Origin of the sequence: Janthinobacterium sp. Ant5-2-1 (assembly GCF_001445815.1) — a bacterium.
In the GTDB taxonomy this organism is placed as follows: Bacteria; Pseudomonadota; Gammaproteobacteria; order Burkholderiales; family Burkholderiaceae_D; genus Janthinobacterium; species Janthinobacterium lividum_E.
Map to the genome: position 1 here is coordinate 150,056 of NZ_LNCE01000016.1, position 16,343 is coordinate 166,398.

Sequence of the window (16,343 nt, forward strand, 5' to 3'; positions counted from 1 at the left end):
GCTTGCCATGTGGTGGGCTCGGGCGCACAGAAAAGGCAGGGCAGGAAAATTAATAACAGCGACGTTGATTCCGCCGTACTGCAATCCGCACTGGCCGCCGATTTGCATCGGGCCATGCTGGTTGCCAAAGTGCGCCAGGAAGCGGAAAAAGATTTACCCACCTTGACCAAGGCGGAACTGGCCGAACTGTTGTTCGAGCAAGTGGGCCTGAACAAGCGCGAAGCGAAGGATATGGTCGAGACCTTTTTCGATGAAATCCGCAATGCGCTCGAGCGTGGCGAGGCCGTCAAGTTGTCCGGTTTCGGCAATTTCCAGTTGCGCGACAAGCCGCAGCGGCCGGGCCGCAATCCGAAGACGGGCGAAGAGATTCCCATCACGGCGCGCCGTGTCGTGACCTTTCATGCGAGCCAGAAGCTGAAAAGCATGGTCGAAGAGACCAGTCCGCTGGCACGTGCTGCCTGAGTGAGTGGCGATGAACGAGCGCATCAGTAAAACCGAGTTGATCGCCTTGCCGCCCATTCCGGCGAAACGCTATTTCACGATCGGTGAAGTGAGCGAGTTGTGCGGCGTCAAACCGCACGTGCTGCGCTACTGGGAGCAGGAGTTTTCCCAGCTCAAGCCGGTCAAACGACGTGGCAACCGCCGTTATTATCAGCACCATGAGGTGCTGCTGATACGCCGCATCCGCGAATTGCTGTACGAGCAGGGCTTTACCATCAGCGGTGCGCGCAACAAGCTCGACAGCCGTGGCGCATCGCATGGCATCCCCGACGAGCTGCCAGTGCTGCCGGCCATACCTGCCGTGCCGCAGGAAGCGCCACTGGACCGCGTGTGGATACGCAATGAATTAATTGCGATTTTAAACTTGCTAAAATAAGATTTGTACCAATATAGGTGGGGTTGTCCGGTAGCAGTTGACCAAGTTGACTATACTGCATGGATGCTCCGCCTTGGCGTTGACGCTACCGTACGGCGCGCCATATTTTGAATATAATGTTAATGTTGCGTTTTTGTTAGTGACGCTGAACCGGAGCAGCGTTCAGGTTCCGGTAGTCTTTCCCAGGCCAGGAAAATTTAAGGGGAAACAATGATACGCGTTGCCATTTGTGATGATCACCAAATAGTACGAGCTGGATTCAAACAGATTTTTTCGTCGTCAAGCGATTTCAGTGTGGTGGCGGAAGCCGGTACCGGGCGCGAAGCGCTCGATATCGCCCGCCGCGAAATTTGCGATGTATTGCTGCTCGATATCGCCATGCCCGATCAAAGCGGCATCGATACCTTGCGCACGATCCGCCAGGGTCAGCCGGAATTGCCCGTGCTGATCCTCAGCGGCTATCCCGCGCAGCAATACGCGCTGAACCTGTTCAAGATGGGCGCGAATGGCTATCTGAACAAGGAATGCGAAGCCGACGAACTGATGACGGCCGTGCGCACCGTGTTCCAGGGGCGCCGCTATGTCAGCTCCACCGTGGGCGAATTGCTGGCGCAGTCGTTCGACCGCGACACGAATGCCGCCCTGCATACGGAATTGTCGGACCGCGAGTTCCAGGTCTTCCTGCGTCTGGCGCGTGGCGCCACCGTGTCCGACATCGGCGTGGCCTTGTCGTTGAGCATCAAGACGGTGAGTACCTACCGTACGCGCATCATGGAAAAAATGGGCTTGCAATCGAACAGCGACTTGACCTATTACGCAATGAAAAACAATTTGCTTGACTAGCGTTGCGGTGCGATCATGGAAACATGATCGCTCAGCCCGCTAGCCAGCACGACTTGTGCAGTGCAGCAGTTTGTGGCGAGGACTATAATTGGCCGGCGCCGGCGCTCTTTCCCGCGCCGAACCTTGCTAAGGATGCACATCAGGATGTATTTCACCGCTGAACCGGCCCCGAATCACCGCCTGCCCCTGTACAAGACGATCCTGTGCGTGACGTGCGCCTTGCTGCTTGTCCTCAATGGTTTCAGTCTCTATCACAACCTGCAGTCGCTGAAGGGCACGAATGCCTTGCTCAGCCAGAGCGCCCGCGTGGCCGACCGCCTGCAGTATTTGAACGTGCTCGTGCTCGATGCGGAAAGCAGCTTGCGCGGCTATTTTATTTCCGGCTCGGAAACGTATCTGGGACCGTCGAAGACGGCCACCACGGAAATCGAAAACGAATTCAACGAGCTGCAAACCTTGCTTGCGGGCAGTCCCACCCAGCTGAAGAACCTGGGCCAGCTGAAAAGCCTGATTCGTCGAAAGATGTCGATGTTGCAACAATCGATCGACGTCTACAAACAGGGCGGGCTGGCCGAGATCGTCAACATTTCCCGCGTGACCGATGACCGCGCCACCATGGACGAAATCCGCCTGCAGGTGGTGATCATGACGCGCGAGCAGAATGAAGCGCTGTCGACCGGCAGCGCCGCCTTTTATCATGAGTACCAGAAGGCCGTGCTGCTCGGCATCGGCATCAATGCCCTGGCCATCCTCGTGCTGATCATGTTTTACCAGCTGGTGCGGCGCAGCTTCCAGAACCGCGCGGCCGTCGAGTATGCATTGCAAAATGCTAACGACACCCTGGAATCGACGGTCAGCAAGCGTACCGAGCAGCTATCCGTGCTGTCGCGCCATTTGATCAGCGTCAACGAAGTGGAAAAAGCACGCCTGGCGCGCGAGCTGCACGATGAGCTGGGCGCCAACTTGACGTCGATCAGCATGGACCTGGGCGCCGTCACGCAGCAACTGGCGCACACGCAGCCGGAACTGGCCGCGCAATTGCGCCGCGCCAAGGCCACTTTGCTGGAAACGGTGGAGCTCAAGCGCCGCATCGTCGAGGATTTACGCCCCAGCCTGCTGGACAACCTGGGCCTGTGCGCGGCCATCGAAAGCTATTGCGAGGATTTTGCACGCATGAGCTCGGTACGCTGCGAAACGGACGTGGCCATCAATATCGACAACCGCGAAGCGACCCTGACGATTGCCCTGTTCCGTATCGTGCAGGAATCGCTGACGAATATCATGAAATATGCGCGCGCCGGCATGGTCAGCGTGACCTTGAAACGCAACGAGCACGGCCTGGTGCTGCGCGTGATCGACGACGGTATCGGCATTACGGAAGCTGCGCTGCAAAAACCCATGTCGCACGGCTTGCTGGGCATGCGCGAACGGGCTTTGTTGCTGGGCGGCACGCTCACCGTGCGCCAGGGGCCGGAAGGCAAGGGAACGTGCGTGGAAGCCGTGATTCCCCTGCCGCTGACGCCGGAGCTGGAAGACATCGATGCGGATATCGAAGCGTAATTTTCTTTGAGATAAAAAATGGCCGGGCATGCAGCCCGGCCATTTTTTTAGCTATCTTGCATGATCAGCAGCGGATCAGCAGCGTGACACGTCGCGCAGCAAACGGTCGTATTCCGTCTTGGCGACCTTGTAGCACTCGCCCGCATAGCATTCCAGGCCGGCGCGGTCCAGCACCGTGATATTGCCGCGGCGATAGTGGATCAAGCCTTCTTCCTGCAGCTTGCCGGCAGCGGCCGTGATGCTTTCGCGGCGCACGCCCAGCATGATCGAGATCAACTCTTGCGTCACTTTCAATTCATTCGATGGCGAACGGTCCAGGCGGTCCAGCAGCCAGCGGCACAGCTTTTGCTCGATCGAACTGTGGCGGCCGCCGACGGCGTTCTGCGCCATTTGCGCAAACAGGGCGTTGGTGTAGCGCATCAGCAGCTGGGGCAGGGCGCCGCCTTGATTGAAGGCATCACGCAAGCTTTGCGTCTTCAGGCGGTAGCCATAGCCGGCGCTTTGCACGACAGCCGTGCACATGGCGCGCTCGCCTGCCAGCAGCGAGGCACCGGCCACGCCTTCATGGCCGACGACGGCGATTTCCGTCGTGGCGCCATCTTCCATCACGTACAGCAGCGAAATGATGGCGGTGGTGGGGAAGTAGCTGTACTCCATGTTGTTACCGTAAGCATACAATTCCTTGCCGAAAGGCAGTTCCACCAGTTCCAGGTCTTCGAACAGCGATTCAAGCGCGGCGCGCGGCAGGGCGGCCAGCAATTCATTCTGTTGGGCACTGCTGAGGCTAACCCGCGACGCAAGCTTGATTTCCCGTCCGGCCGCCGGCATGGCGCGCGGCAGCAACTGGTTCTTCTGGACCGGGGTGCTAAGTTGAGTTTGGTTCATAGTATTCCTCACAGGCTTTTTACATCGGAGTGCGACTGCCGCGTTGCTGGTCAAAAAAAGTTGCCATATCCATTTGGTAACGGCGTTTTGTTCGACCGCGCGGTGCAGATCGCGATGTAGTTACTTTAAAAGCTTATGTAAGTGGCGAACATAAGATTAGCAGTCGCCACTTTGTAGTCTCTTTTGAGGCGGAATTGTAGTCCTTGTCCTACGTGCACACTTTTGACTAGCTGGCCTTGCGCCGTTCTGCGCGATTTTGTGATATGACGCGCGGCTTGTTGGCGCTCCACAGGCCGGCCGGACGCACGCTGGGCAAGCCGTCGCGCACGGCTGCGGCGGGCGCCTGGCGCGGGTTTGGCGTCTCGTGTTCCCCCAGGCGGAAGCGGCTGACGGCCTGCGTCAGCGCCTCGCCTTCCTGGTGCAGGCGTTGCGAACCGGCGCGGGCCTCGTCGACCAGGCCCGCGTTCTGGCGCGTCATGTCGTCGATTTGCGCCAGCGCCTCGTTGATACGGGCGATCTCGCCATTCTGCTCGGCGCCGGCGCTGCTGATGCGTCCGATCACCACGGCCACCTGCTGTACCGCGTCGACCACTTGCCGCATGGTGTTGCCGGCGGCGTTGACGAGGTCGCCGCCCGCGTCCACGGTGGCGACGGAATCGCCGATCAGGCGCTTGATTTCCAGCGCCGCGTCGTTCGAGCGCTGCGCCAGGCTGCGCACTTCCGAGGCAACGACGGCAAAGCCGCGCCCTTGCTCGCCGGCTCTAGCCGCCTCGACGGCTGCATTCAAGGCCAGGATATTCGTCTGGAAGGCGATGCCGTTGATGACGCCGATGATGTCGACGATCTTGTGCGAGCTGGCCTTGATCGACGCCATGGTGTCGACCACGGCGCCCACGGTCTGGCCGCCGCGCAGGGCCACATCGGCCGCCGTCGCCACCAGGCTGCGCCCCTGTCCTACGTGCGCTTCGTTGCGGCCCACGGTGGCCGTCAGTTCGCGCATCGAGTCCACGGTGGCGCCCAGCGCGTCCGCTTGCGTGGCCGTGTGGCCGGACAGGGCGGCGTTGCCCTGGGCGATATCGGCGCCCGCCGCCGCGATGACGGCCGCGCCGCCGCGGATTTCCTGCACCAGGGTGGCCAGGCCGTGCGTCATGGCGCCGAAGTCGCGCACCAGGTCGCCGATCTCGTCGTGCGCTTGCGAGGTGATGCGCTGCGACAGGTCGCCCGCCGCCGCCGCGCCGACGGCCACGCGCAATTGCTTCACGTCGCGCGCGAATGCGGCATAGAAGCCTGCGCACAGGTAAGCGGCGGCCAGCAGCACCAGCAGCATGGCGGCCAGGATCAGGGCGCGGCGCGCCTCGTCGCGGGCGATGCGTTGCGCCAGCAAATCGTGCAGGGCGCTGGCGGAGGCGCCGGAGAGCGCGTGCAGGGCGTCGATCGCCTGCATGCCGGCCGCGTGGAATTGCGCGCCAGACGTCTGGTCGTAGGAATTTGTCACTTCGTTTTTCGTGCGTTCGAGGAAGGCCAGCGCGGCCGGCACGGCTTTCAGGGACGCTTGCAGGCTGGCGCGCAATTCCGGGCGGCTGGTGAGGATTTCGTCGAAGCGGGCCGGCAGGCGTTCCAGTTCGTGGCGCGCGATCAGGGCGTTGGCGTTGACGAGTTGATCTTCATTCGCTTCGAACAAGCCCGTGTCGATGTAGGCGGCGCCGCGCCCGCCGATGTCGGACAGGCTTTCGGCCAAGTCGGGCAAGGTAGCGGTGAAGACGGCGCTCAGGTGGTTTGCGCCCGCGTCCGGGTCCAGGCTCAGGTGCGAACGGTCGGCCACCAGCTGGCCCAGTTTGGCCGCCTGGCGCAGCAGCGCCGTATGCGCCGCGTAGCTGTCGCGCGCCGCGAGACCGGCCTGGCGGCCCAGCAGGGCTTGCCACTGTTTCATCAGCTCGGCCGCCTGCGGCAAGCCGGCGCCGGCCGGCAAGCGCGCCAGGGCCGCCAGCGCGGCTGTGATGCGTGCGTTCAATGCCGTGTTGTCCATGCCCGCCTTGCCGCTCAGGCGCAAATGCTCGAGGCCGCGCCGTTGCTGCAGCAGCCGTGTGCCTTCCTGCAACTGGCGCACATAGGCCACGCCTCGCTGCGCATCCTGTGCCTGAGCCAGCGATTTGCCCAGCTCCGAAATCAGCAGGGTGGTCGCCAGCGCCAAAGGCAGCAGGAAGACCAGGCAGACAAGCATGAATTTTGGTAGCAGGCGCAAGCGCTGCATGAGTCGGATGGCGGGCGAGAGGAGGATTTTCATCGGGTTTCCAGGGTAGGGTGACAACATTTCTGCAGTGCAATGTTGCCTGCCGATTGTGACCCCTTGATGAAGTGGCCAATTTTGCCGTTCGCCAGAGTGAAGCAGTTCACACGGAAGGGCGATCCTTCTGTAAAATCGAGGGTTTTTTGCGAGGGCCATATTATGGTCACCAATATGGCCAACGAGAACGACATCAACACCCCCGATTCCAGCGACAACGCGGACAGCGCAGCAGCGCCAGCGAGCAGCAAGGCGCCGGCCGTGATCGCGCGCGAAGTGCAGCGCCGCCGCACCTTCGGAATCATTTCCCACCCGGATGCGGGTAAGACCACCCTGACGGAAAAACTGCTGCTGTTCTCGGGCGCAATCCAGATGGCCGGTACCGTCAAGGCACGTAAATCGGGCCGCCACGCGACGTCGGACTGGATGGAGATCGAGAAGCAGCGCGGCATTTCCGTCGCTTCCTCGGTGATGCAGTTCGAATTCCGCGACCACGTCGTCAACCTGCTCGACACCCCCGGCCACCAGGACTTCTCGGAAGATACCTACCGCGTGCTGACGGCGGTCGACTCGGCGCTGATGGTGATCGATGCGGCCAAGGGCGTGGAAGCGCAGACGATCAAGCTGCTGGCCGTGTGCCGCATGCGCAATACGCCGATCGTCACCTTCATGAACAAGATGGACCGCGAGACGCGCGATCCGCTGGACCTGCTCGACGAACTTGAATCCGTGCTGAAGATCCAGTGCGCGCCCGTCACCTGGCCTATCGGCATGGGCAAGAACTTCCGCGGCGTGTACCACTTGCTGAACGACGAGATCATGCTGTTCAAGGCCGGTGAGGAGAAGGCCGACGGCGCCTTTGAAATCATCAAGGGTATCGACAACCCGCGCCTGCAGGAGATGTTCCCGCTCGAGATGGATCAATTGCGCATGGAAGTGGAACTGGTGCACGGCGCGTCGAACCCGTTCAACCTGGAGGAATTCCTCTCCGGCGTGCAGACGCCCGTGTTCTTCGGTTCTGCCATCAACAACTTCGGCGTGCGCGAGATTCTGTCCGCGCTGGTCGACTGGGCGCCGGCGCCGCGCGAGCGCGATGCGACCGTGCGTTCGGTGGCCCCGTCCGAGCAGCCGTTTACCGGTTTTGTTTTCAAGATCCAGGCGAACATGGACCCGGCCCACCGCGACCGCATCGCCTTCTTGCGCGTGTGCTCGGGACGTTTCGAGCGCGGCATGAAGGTCAAGCACTTGCGCCTGGGGCGCGAGATCAAGGTGTCGAACGTGGTGACCTTCATGGCATCGTCGCGCGAACAGGTGGAAGAGGCGTACGCGGGCGACATCATCGGCTTGCCGAACCACGGCAACATGCAGATCGGCGACAGTTTTTCCGAAGGCGAGATGCTGACCTTTACGGGCATCCCATATTTTGCGCCGGACTTTTTCCGCTCCGTGCGCATCCGCAATCCGCTGAAGATCAAGCAGCTGCACAAGGGCTTGCAGCAGCTGGGCGAAGAGGGTGCGGTACAGGTCTTCAAACCGGTGCAGGGCGGCGAACTGGTACTGGGCGCCGTCGGCGTGCTGCAGTTCGAAGTGGTGGCCAGCCGTCTGCTCAACGAGTATGGCGTCGATGCCGTGTTCGAAGGCACGAGCATCAGCAGCGCGCGCTGGGTCAGCTGCGACGACAAGCGCATCCTGCAGGACTTTGAAAACGCGCTGGGCCACAACGTGGCCTACGATGCGGCCGGCAACATGGCTTACCTGGCCACGTCGGGCGTCAACCTGCGTTTGACGGAAGAGCGCTGGCCGAAGCTGACGTTCCATGCGACCCGCGAGCATTCGGCCAAGCTGGCTTGATATAGCGTAGTGGTGTCGGGTTACGCGCTAGCCCGACCTATGCTTTGAGGTGCTGGTGATGTCGGATTACGCGCTGCGCGCTAATCCGACCTACGCCGACCTACCTGTTCATGGCGCAGGTCGGATTAGGCCAACGGCCGTCATCCGACAACCATCGTTGGCAGTTACTCAAGCCGGCAAAATCGTGCGTGTACTCCAGTCGCGCCGTTCCAGCAGCAATGCCGTCAGCTGCGCCGCCGTCATCGGGCGCGCGAAGAAGAAGCCCTGCACGTTGTCGCAGCCGGCTGTCCGCAAAAACTCCACCTGCCGCAAGGTTTCCACACCCTCGGCCACCACTTTCAGATGCAGGCTGTGCGCCATGGCGATGATGGCCGTGACGATGGCTTCGCCTTCGCCGGGCAGGTCGTGCACGAAGCTGCGGTCGATTTTCAATTGGTCGATCGGCAGGCGCTTCAGGTAGGACATCGAGGAATAGCCGGTGCCGAAATCGTCGATCGACAGGTGGATGCCCGTCTCCTGCAGGCGCCGCATCAATTCCACGTTGGCGTGGATATTGTCCATCAAGACCCCTTCCGTGATTTCCAGCTCCAGCAAGCCATGCGGCAGCTGCGTTTCATGCAGGATGGCGCGGATGTCGTCCATCAGGCCTGGATCGCGCGCCTGGCAGGCCGACAGGTTGACGGCCACGTGCTCGAGCGAATCGAGCAGGCCCGCCTTGCACCAGAGGGCCGCCTGGCGGCAGGCGCTTTGCAGCACCCAGCGTCCCAAGTCGACGATGATGCCGCTTTCCTCGGCCACGGGGATAAATTCGGCGGGGCTCAGCTGGCCCATCTCGCGGCAATTCCAGCGGACCAGCGCTTCCACGCCGACGATGCGCCCGCTGCGCAAGTCGATCTGCGGCTGGTAGTGCAGATACAGTTCCTCGTTTTGCAGCGCGCGGCGCAGGTTCGCTTCCATGCGCAGGCGGCGCTGGGCGCGCAGTTCCATTTCAGCCTTGAACACGGCGTAGCGGTTCTTGCCCTGATGCTTGGCGTGGTACATGGCCGTATCGGCATTGCGCGTCAGCGTGGCCACGTCCTGCGCGTCGAACGGATACAGGCTCACGCCGATGCTGGCGCTGACATACAGCTGGTGGCCTTCGAGGTCGAACGGCGGGGCCAGCACGGCGAGGATCTTGCGCGCCACGCTGGCCATTTCCGAGGCGTCGTCGGCCGGTTCGACGATGACGACGAATTCGTCGCCGCCGATGCGGCAGATGATGTCGGTGCCGCGCAGGATGGCCACCAGTCGCTCGGCGACGAGCTTGAGCAGCTGGTCGCCGCAGTGGTGGCCCAGCGTATCGTTGACCACCTTGAAGTTGTCCAGGTCCAGCAGCAGCAGGCCCACGCTGCTGTCCTGGCGGTCGGCGCGCGCCAGCGCGTAGGCCAGGGCATCGTTGAATTCATGGCGGTTCGGCAGCTGCGTGACGGAGTCCACGTGGGCCAGGTAGTGCAAATGGTTTTCCGCATGCTGGGCGGCGGTGCGCGTGCGGCGCACCATCAGGAACGTCAGGCCGAACGCGCACAGGCAGACGAGCAGGGTGAAGGCGGCAAATTGCGCCAGGCTGGCGTACAGCGGCGCCAGGCTGGCGCGCAGGTACAGCGCGCCGCCGCCAGGCAAGGCCTTCAATATCGCGGCGCTGCCGTCCAGGTAATCGATGTGCATGCCGTTGCGCGGCGCCGCCGGCACGGCATCGTTGCTGCTGCGCGCGTAGCGGGCAAACGGCGTGCCATAGGGACTGTAGAGCAGGGCTTGCCGGACATGCGGCGCGGCGGCGAGGGGAGCGAGGAGTTGTTGGGCCGCAAGGCGATTGTCCTGGCGCATGGCTTGCGCGGCGGCGGGGGCCAGCATGTCGGCCTGGATGTGCAGGTTGCGCTGCAAGGATGCCTGAAGGGAAAACAATTGGTAGAGGATCAGCAACAGGCTGGCCATGGCCAGCATGGCTGCCGCGGCCAGCAAGTTCAGCCGGGCTATGCGGTCGCCGCGCAATTGCGACGACGGCAGCATCAATGGCGCCATCATGACGCTTCCTCCTGCCGGCCCCGCTTGCCGCCGCCCCGTGTGATCGCGCCTCGCCCTGCCATACTTTACGTTCCAGTCTGATGAAAACCGAAGTGAGCCGGAACTCTCAACGTGTTGCTAAGGCCGACATATTGTCATTTTGCAGCGTGAAAGTACAGGGTGCGCGGCAATTTAGTGCCCATGCCGCACATCGGTGGCGGCAGGCAAGGCGACAAGACAGGCGGAAAAGGAGGACGTGTCTTTCTAATAATAATTCATGCTGAATTTTAATCCTTTTTTTGTCCGCCGTTTTTTTTCTCTAAAAACATGCTGATGGTAAACAAAATACTACCAAGAATAACTTCCATGTTTGCAGTCATCCCGGCACGGATTAACTTTTTGACTGCATCAGCCATTGCAAGTCATTGATTTTAATAAATTTTAATGAAGAATGCGAGAACGCTATGGCCTTGCTCCGCGAGTTCGTCCATAATCCGCTGATGATGGACGTTCTGATGCTGTTTGTTTTGTCTGCCGCGGCCAAGCAAGCTGCCGCCAGTAAAACCGGACGTCGCCCTAATGATCAATAGTGAGGATATCTTGGAAAAAAAACCAAAAATTATTTTGTCGTCACAAGACCTGGAACGACTGGAAGCGTTGTTGTATGCCTTGGGTAATAATCTGTCGCCGGACAAGGCCGCCTTGCTCGACGAACTGGGCCGCGCCGAGGTGCTCGAGCCGCAAGAGATTCCACCGACCGTCGTGACGATGAATTCCACCGTGCGCTTCACGGTGGAAAACAAGGAGGAATTCTGCCTGACGCTCGTATATCCGAAGGATGTGGAAGGCCAGGCCGACCGCATTTCCGTGCTGGCACCCGTCGGCAGCGCGCTGCTGGGCCTGTCCGTGGGTGACAGCATCGCCTGGCCCATGCCGGGCGGCGTGGTGAAGGTGAAGATCGAGGAAATCGTCTACCAGCCTGAACGGGCTGGCGAATACCACCGCTAAGCGCGGCAAGCAGTGACGGCGGACGGCGCCTGCCGTTCGCCTGCAAGGCCGTGCTTTCCGATAGTCAACTATTGCGTTGCACGCGCACCACCAGCCATCCCGCCACGACCGTAAACGTGACGATGATGGCGACGATGATCCAGAAACCCTGCGGATGCTGGGCCAGCGGAATGCCCCCCACGTTCATGCCCAGCATGCCGGCGATGATATTGATCGGCAAGGCCAGCACGGTGACGATGGTCAGCACGAACAGGCTGCGGCTGTTTTCCTCGTTGACGCTGGCGGCGATCTCTTCCTGCAGCAGCTTGATGCGTTCCTGTAGCGAAGACATATCGCTGAGCACGACGGAAAATTCCTCCGTCGATTGGCGCAGTTCCAGACTGTCCAGCTCCGACACCCATGCGGGCGGGCGTTGCAGCAGGCGGAACAGGGCGGCCGGTTCCGGCGCCAGCAGGCGCTGCAGCCGCACCAGCACGCGCCGCATGGCGCCCAGGTCTTCGCGTTTCGGCACCAGGCGCCCGGCCAGCAAGTGATCCTCGATATCGTCGACCCGCGCCACGGCGTCGCGCACGATGTTGACGAGCACGTCGGCCTGGTCGCGCAGCAGATGGATCAGCAGTTCCACCGACGAGCGTATCGGCTCGTGGTTCTTGATGACGGCCTGGCGCAGGCGCTCGATCGACTGCAGCGGCGCGCGGCGCGCCGTGATGACAAGGTTTTGCGCCACGCTGGCCCACATGGTGGAAATGTCGGACGCTTCGAACGAGAAGTTGTGCACCACATCGTTGACCACGGCGATCAGGGTGTTTTCCGCCTGTTCGATGCGCGTCGAGCGGGAACCCTGGTGCAGGGTTTCATAAAATTCGTCGGCCAGCTGCGTGTGCGTCATCAGCCATTTTTCGCTGGCCGCATGCGACAAATTGAAATGCAGCCAGACGAATTCCTGCGCCGGGCGCGCCGCGCCATCGGCCAGCCAGGCCAGCGCCGCCGTCGAGTCGAGCGCCAGCGGCTGCCCATCGCGGCCAAACAGGAAGCCCCAGACCAGGCCCGAGGTATCCGAGCCGTAGGTAAAACCGGCAGTTTCCATCGCCATCGTGAATCTTTCTCGCGCAGTGTGATTGATCGTCGCGCGATGTTAATACACGGATGTGTCGGGAAAATGACAAGGCCACCGCGATGGGTGGCCTTGTCCGGACTATAGATGCGTATTAATTGCGGCGCGGGTTATCGGGCCGGCGGTCGTCGCGGTTCGGAACCCCGTCGCCGTCGCGGTCGTGGCGGTTGCCATTGTCGCGGTCATAGCGGTTAGGGATGCCGTCGCGGTCGCGGTCGCCGTTCGGGCCGCGTGGCGACCAGCGGCCTTGCTCCATCTGCCAGCGGCCATCGCGCTGGTTCCAGGCGGGTGGCGCATACACATAGCCGGGGCGCTCGGCGATCCATACGCCTGGCGTCCACGCGTAGCGCTGGCCGCGCCATTCCCAGTGGCCGGGCGCCCAGGTGTAGCCATGGCGGGCGCGCGGGATGGCTTCGCGGCGCGGTGGCGGAGGGGCGATGCGGATCTCGTCATAGCGCACGGGCTGCACTTGCGCGGCGACCCAGCCGCCACGGTCCAGGCGCCAGCGGTTGTTCTCTTGTATCCAGGCGGCGCGGCGGTACTGGTTGCCGCCCCGTTCGCGCAGCCATTCGCCGTTGGTCCAGACATGGCGCTGGCCATCCCAGTTCCAGTAGCCGGGCGCCCAGACATAGCCGGCACGCGGTACCGGGGCGCTTTCAAACCGTGGCGGAGGCGGGGCGTCGCCGATGACAATGCTGACGCCGAGCTGATTCTGTGCCATCGCTTGCGCAGGCAGGAAGGCCGCGGTGCTGATGGCAAGCATGGCTGCCGCGTAGAGTGTGATGGGTTTCATGATGTGCTCCATTTCGGTGATTGCGTGAAATGGACTATAGGCGCTTGCTGGCGGTTTTTCGCCTTTGATTCAACTTATTACAATTGACACAATGCTGTGTGTCCGTGTATCCGTGGCGGATACAAATGGCGGCCTGGCGCGGCGGTATTCAAGCGGGCGCCAGGCGGCGTGGTGTCAGCATCGGTGGCTCACAGGGTGCTGGCGGTGGCGTTGCCCAGCAAGGCTTGCCGCTCCTCGATCAGCGAGATTTTCTTTTCCTGTTCCGTCAGGCGCTTTGCGCTGACCACCACGACGGGGATGGCGTTCGCCTGTGCCACATCGGCTGTCCTGGCTGCCGATGGCTGGTTGAAGCTGGCATAGCTGGCGCCGCAGGCAATGGCGACGGCGACGGTAAAAATGGCTTCCATGTTTTTCAGGGTTTTCATGATCGTTCCTTTCGGGTGGCGGGTGGGTATGCATGCACTGTAGCCAGGCGCGGGCCGGCGCGCCATGCACATGCGACCAGCCGTGGTTTTGGCGGGATGGCCTGCAAAAAAACGGCGCTGAAATGCCTGCGCACGGCGTTGGCGGGCGACGGCTTGAATTGAGGCCTAATTAGCCCTGTATCCGCGGATATGAATGCAATTGCCCTATGGCATTATCTGATGCTGCGCACTGCCATGCCCATGCCGTGTGCGGCGAGTAAGGCCCGGCTATCCTGCTAGAATCGGCATGGCAGCCGTGTTGCGCACACCATTATTCTCATCAGGAGTCACACATGTTCCAATTGTTTGGTTTTGGCGGCGCCCGCTGCCCGCGCTGCGAGCACAAGAACGGCGCCGCCGCCGGCTATTGCGCGCAGTGCGGCTTGTCGCTGGGGGCCCCCGACAGCGATGCGGTGCTGCATGCCAATCAATGGCATCTTGCTGACGGGCAACTGGCCCTGTTCTTCGGCGTGCGCGAACTGTCCTCGCTGTTCGGCAGCGCCGCGCGGCGCCTGCAGGTGCCGGCCGAGTCGCGCGCCTGGATCGTGCAATCGGACGCTTTCACCTTGATACCGGCTGGCGACTACGACAGCGCCGCCTTCTTTGCGCGCCTGCCCGCGCTGCTGCCGGCGCGTCCGGCCGAAGTGCTGATCGCGCGCGCCGACGCCGTCAGCCTGGAATTCGACCTGCCGGCCCTGGCCAGCACGGAGCTGCTGAACGTGGCCGCATCGCTGCGCGTGGACATCGCGCTGGGCCAGCCCGATGCGTTCGCGCGCCAGTTCATGCGCGCGCCGGGCGCCGTCACGCGCGCCCATTTGCACGCCTTGCTGCTGCCATCCGTGCGCCAGATTGCGCTGGAATTCATCGGCAGCCGCGCGCTGCGCGAGATGGACGCGAATGCCGACTTGCGGCCCGAATTGAACGAACGCCTGCAATCGGCCCTGACGCAGCGCCTGGCGCCCAGCGGCCTGGCCGTGGCCCGCGTGGAAACGCTCAGCCTGCGGCACGACAAGCGCGCAGGCGACGGCGATGCGGCCATCGGCACCCTGTGGCTGGGCGGCTTGCCGGCGCAGGAACTGGAGCAGCACAGCCTGGAACGCATGAAGCAGCTCGACCAGCTGTATGACGAGGAAGAGTGGCAGCGCATCCGCCGCGAGGAACTGGCGGCGCGCCACGCGCACCGCCGCGCCGAACTGCGGCAGGATGCGATGCTGGAAAAGGCGGAGCTGAACCACCAGGAAGCGGAGCGCCTGCAAGCGCTGCGCGGGCGCCAGATCGACCTGTACGGCCGCATCCTGGAAGCGAAATCGCGGCGCCAGGCGCTCGACCATGGCGCCGCGCTGGCGCTGGGCGAGCTGGAACAGGAGCTGGCGCAAAAGGGCGCGCAGCGCGCCGATGAAGCGGCCAACTGGGAACACGTGCGGGCGCTGGCCGCCATCAAGATGCGCAGCGAGCTGGAACTGTCGCAGCTGCACGGTCGCGAACAGATCCAGCTGGCGCAGCAGCGCTTTACGCATCAGGTCCATTTGCAATCGATCGCGCAGCAGGTGGAAAGCGCGCTGCTGATCGACGACGAGACGGGCCGCCGCACCCAGCTGGCGCGCCTGCGCCAGGCGGAAGCGGACGCGGCCCAGCGCGAGGCGCAGCTGGAGGCGGAGCAGCACCAGGCCGCCTGGCAGGGGCTGATGCTGGCGAATGCGGCGCGCAAGCGCGAGGCCGAGCGCGTGCAGGAGTGGGAAGACCAGATGCAGCTGGCGCGCCAGCGCGAATTGCTGCGCGCCGAGGCGCACAAGGATGAAGCGGCCCAGGTGCAGGCGGCGGAAATCGCGGAAAAGGTGGCGGCGCTGCGGCGCGGCGGCGCGCGCGAAGACGCCGTCGCGCAGCAGGAAAAACTGCTGCGCACCATCGAGGCCGACGGCGTGCACGCGCGCCAGTTGCAGCAGCAAACGCAGCTGGCGCAGCTCGACGCGCTGGCCATCGAGGAGCAGCGCCAGCAACTGCGCCAGCTGGAACAGGAAGCGCAATGGCAGCGCGACTTGCTGGCCATGGCGCAGCAGCGCGAAAGCGATTACGCGCGCTGGAAAGGTGAATATGAAGCCCTGCTGGCGCAGCAGGCGCATGCGGCCGAACTGGCGCGCATCGATATCGATCGCATCGAGAAAATCGGCTCGCTGAGCGACACGGGCAAGGTGGCCATGGCCGCCGGGCAGAATGCGGCCGTGCTGGCGCAAGTGCTGAAAACGCAGCTGCAGGCGGGCATGAGCGCCGAGCAAATCCACGCGCTGGCGGCGCTGGCGGCGGCCGAGAACAGCGTCGCGCCGCTGGACGCCATGCGCATGGCGCAGGACAGCGTGGCGCAGGAGCGCAACTACCTGGAAGGCCAGGCGGAACGCGAACGGCGCCAGCAGCTCGACCTGATCAACCTGCAGAATGCGGCGCACGCGCATGGCCTGTCGGCGCAGGCGCAGCTGGGCGTGGCCGTGGCGCAGGCGCTGCAGCCGGGCGCCGCTGCAGCCGCGCCGGCCCGCTGCAAGAACGGTCACGCGCAGCGCGCGGGCCATCCGGAAGATAAATTCTGCGCCGCCTGCGGCGTCGCCTTGCAGCCTTGATGGAAGCGTTTTACC

At 62.8% G+C, this 16,343-nt stretch carries 14 protein-coding genes; 7 read left to right on the forward strand and 7 right to left on the reverse strand.

All coding sequences use genetic code 11. The annotated features are described in order from the left end of the window. The first annotated feature begins 114 nt into the window (after window positions 1–114). From ASN89_RS06590 to ASN89_RS06605, 4 genes are all read left to right on the forward strand, one after another. Window positions 115–462, forward strand: coding sequence for an integration host factor subunit alpha (locus ASN89_RS06590; RefSeq protein ID WP_010399205.1), 348 nt, complete (start codon window positions 115–117; stop codon window positions 460–462). Between the two features lie 10 nt (window positions 463–472). Continuing rightward, window positions 473–877 (forward strand): MerR family transcriptional regulator, encoded by a 405-nt coding sequence (locus tag ASN89_RS06595; protein ID WP_058048685.1) that lies wholly within the window; start codon window positions 473–475, stop codon window positions 875–877. 210 nt (window positions 878–1,087) lie between these two features. Then, complete coding sequence (locus tag ASN89_RS06600; protein ID WP_034783185.1) at window positions 1,088–1,720, forward strand: response regulator transcription factor; 633 nt, start codon at window positions 1,088–1,090, stop codon at window positions 1,718–1,720. A gap of 144 nt (window positions 1,721–1,864) precedes the next feature. Then, window positions 1,865–3,280: a CHASE3 domain-containing protein gene (locus ASN89_RS06605; protein ID WP_046684101.1), complete on the forward strand. Its 1,416-nt coding sequence runs from the start codon at window positions 1,865–1,867 to the stop codon at window positions 3,278–3,280. A 75-nt stretch (window positions 3,281–3,355) separates the two neighbouring features. On the opposite strand, the gene ASN89_RS06610 is transcribed toward ASN89_RS06605, so the two are convergent. Together ASN89_RS06610 and ASN89_RS06615 are read right to left on the reverse strand one after the other, a co-directional pair. Next, complete coding sequence (locus tag ASN89_RS06610; RefSeq protein WP_046684102.1) at window positions 3,356–4,165, reverse strand: Crp/Fnr family transcriptional regulator; 810 nt, start codon at window positions 4,163–4,165, stop codon at window positions 3,356–3,358. A gap of 226 nt (window positions 4,166–4,391) precedes the next feature. Then, a complete protein-coding gene (locus tag ASN89_RS06615) occupies window positions 4,392–6,449 on the reverse strand; it encodes a methyl-accepting chemotaxis protein (protein ID WP_058048686.1) in 2,058 nt (685 codons plus the stop codon). Window positions 6,450–6,623: 174 nt separating this feature from the next. Here ASN89_RS06615 and ASN89_RS06620 point away from each other — a divergent pair, with 174 nt between their 5' ends. After that, window positions 6,624–8,300: a peptide chain release factor 3 gene (locus ASN89_RS06620; protein WP_046684614.1), complete on the forward strand. Its 1,677-nt coding sequence runs from the start codon at window positions 6,624–6,626 to the stop codon at window positions 8,298–8,300. A gap of 168 nt (window positions 8,301–8,468) precedes the next feature. Here the strand turns inward: ASN89_RS06620 and ASN89_RS06625 are convergent, their stop codons facing one another. Both ASN89_RS06625 and ASN89_RS29680 read right to left on the reverse strand, forming a co-directional pair. After that, window positions 8,469–10,361: a putative bifunctional diguanylate cyclase/phosphodiesterase gene (locus ASN89_RS06625; protein WP_058048687.1), complete on the reverse strand. Its 1,893-nt coding sequence runs from the start codon at window positions 10,359–10,361 to the stop codon at window positions 8,469–8,471. A gap of 266 nt (window positions 10,362–10,627) precedes the next feature. Continuing rightward, entirely contained in the window at window positions 10,628–10,756 is a 129-nt protein-coding gene (locus ASN89_RS29680) for a hypothetical protein (RefSeq protein ID WP_268766381.1), read from the reverse strand. Window positions 10,757–10,940: 184 nt separating this feature from the next. Here ASN89_RS29680 and rnk point away from each other — a divergent pair, with 184 nt between their 5' ends. Further along, window positions 10,941–11,348 carry a nucleoside diphosphate kinase regulator gene (gene rnk, locus ASN89_RS06630; RefSeq protein WP_162835757.1) on the forward strand — a complete coding sequence of 136 codons (408 nt, stop codon included), beginning with the start codon at window positions 10,941–10,943 and terminating at the stop codon, window positions 11,346–11,348. A 64-nt stretch (window positions 11,349–11,412) separates the two neighbouring features. Here rnk and ASN89_RS06635 read toward each other — a convergent pair whose 3' ends face one another. The 3 genes from ASN89_RS06635 to ASN89_RS06645 all read right to left on the reverse strand — a co-directional run bounded on the left by ASN89_RS06635 (window position 11,413) and on the right by ASN89_RS06645 (window position 13,680). Further along, on the reverse strand, window positions 11,413–12,441 hold the full coding sequence (locus ASN89_RS06635; protein WP_185982122.1) for a transporter: 1,029 nt from the start codon (window positions 12,439–12,441) through the stop codon (window positions 11,413–11,415). A gap of 115 nt (window positions 12,442–12,556) precedes the next feature. Beyond that, window positions 12,557–13,255, reverse strand: coding sequence for a YXWGXW repeat-containing protein (locus ASN89_RS29775; protein ID WP_082654428.1), 699 nt, complete (start codon window positions 13,253–13,255; stop codon window positions 12,557–12,559). Between the two features lie 188 nt (window positions 13,256–13,443). Then, window positions 13,444–13,680, reverse strand: coding sequence for a hypothetical protein (locus ASN89_RS06645; protein WP_058048688.1), 237 nt, complete (start codon window positions 13,678–13,680; stop codon window positions 13,444–13,446). Between the two features lie 332 nt (window positions 13,681–14,012). On the opposite strand from ASN89_RS06645, the gene ASN89_RS06650 reads away from it, so the two are divergent. Next, a complete protein-coding gene (locus ASN89_RS06650; protein WP_058048689.1) occupies window positions 14,013–16,328 on the forward strand; it encodes a hypothetical protein in 2,316 nt (771 codons plus the stop codon). Window positions 16,329–16,343: the final 15 nt, after the last annotated feature.

Excerpts from the sequence above, each read along its gene's own strand:
- ASN89_RS06590 (WP_010399205.1), top strand. The coding sequence starts at position 115 with ATGCTGGTTGCCAAAGTGCGCCAGGAAGCGGAAAAAGATTTACCCACC.
- ASN89_RS06595 (WP_058048685.1), top strand. The coding sequence starts at position 473 with ATGAACGAGCGCATCAGTAAAACCGAGTTGATCGCCTTGCCGCCCATT.
- ASN89_RS06600 (WP_034783185.1), top strand. The coding sequence starts at position 1,088 with ATGATACGCGTTGCCATTTGTGATGATCACCAAATAGTACGAGCTGGA.
- ASN89_RS06605 (WP_046684101.1), top strand. The coding sequence starts at position 1,865 with ATGTATTTCACCGCTGAACCGGCCCCGAATCACCGCCTGCCCCTGTAC.
- ASN89_RS06610 (WP_046684102.1), bottom strand. The coding sequence starts at position 4,165 with ATGAACCAAACTCAACTTAGCACCCCGGTCCAGAAGAACCAGTTGCTG.
- ASN89_RS06615 (WP_058048686.1), bottom strand. The coding sequence starts at position 6,449 with ATGAAAATCCTCCTCTCGCCCGCCATCCGACTCATGCAGCGCTTGCGC.
- ASN89_RS06620 (WP_046684614.1), top strand. The coding sequence starts at position 6,624 with ATGGCCAACGAGAACGACATCAACACCCCCGATTCCAGCGACAACGCG.
- ASN89_RS06625 (WP_058048687.1), bottom strand. The coding sequence starts at position 10,361 with ATGATGGCGCCATTGATGCTGCCGTCGTCGCAATTGCGCGGCGACCGC.
- ASN89_RS29680 (WP_268766381.1), bottom strand. The coding sequence starts at position 10,756 with ATGGCTGATGCAGTCAAAAAGTTAATCCGTGCCGGGATGACTGCAAAC.
- ASN89_RS06635 (WP_185982122.1), bottom strand. The coding sequence starts at position 12,441 with ATGGCGATGGAAACTGCCGGTTTTACCTACGGCTCGGATACCTCGGGC.
- ASN89_RS29775 (WP_082654428.1), bottom strand. The coding sequence starts at position 13,255 with ATGAAACCCATCACACTCTACGCGGCAGCCATGCTTGCCATCAGCACC.
- ASN89_RS06645 (WP_058048688.1), bottom strand. The coding sequence starts at position 13,680 with ATGAAAACCCTGAAAAACATGGAAGCCATTTTTACCGTCGCCGTCGCC.
- ASN89_RS06650 (WP_058048689.1), top strand. The coding sequence starts at position 14,013 with ATGTTCCAATTGTTTGGTTTTGGCGGCGCCCGCTGCCCGCGCTGCGAG.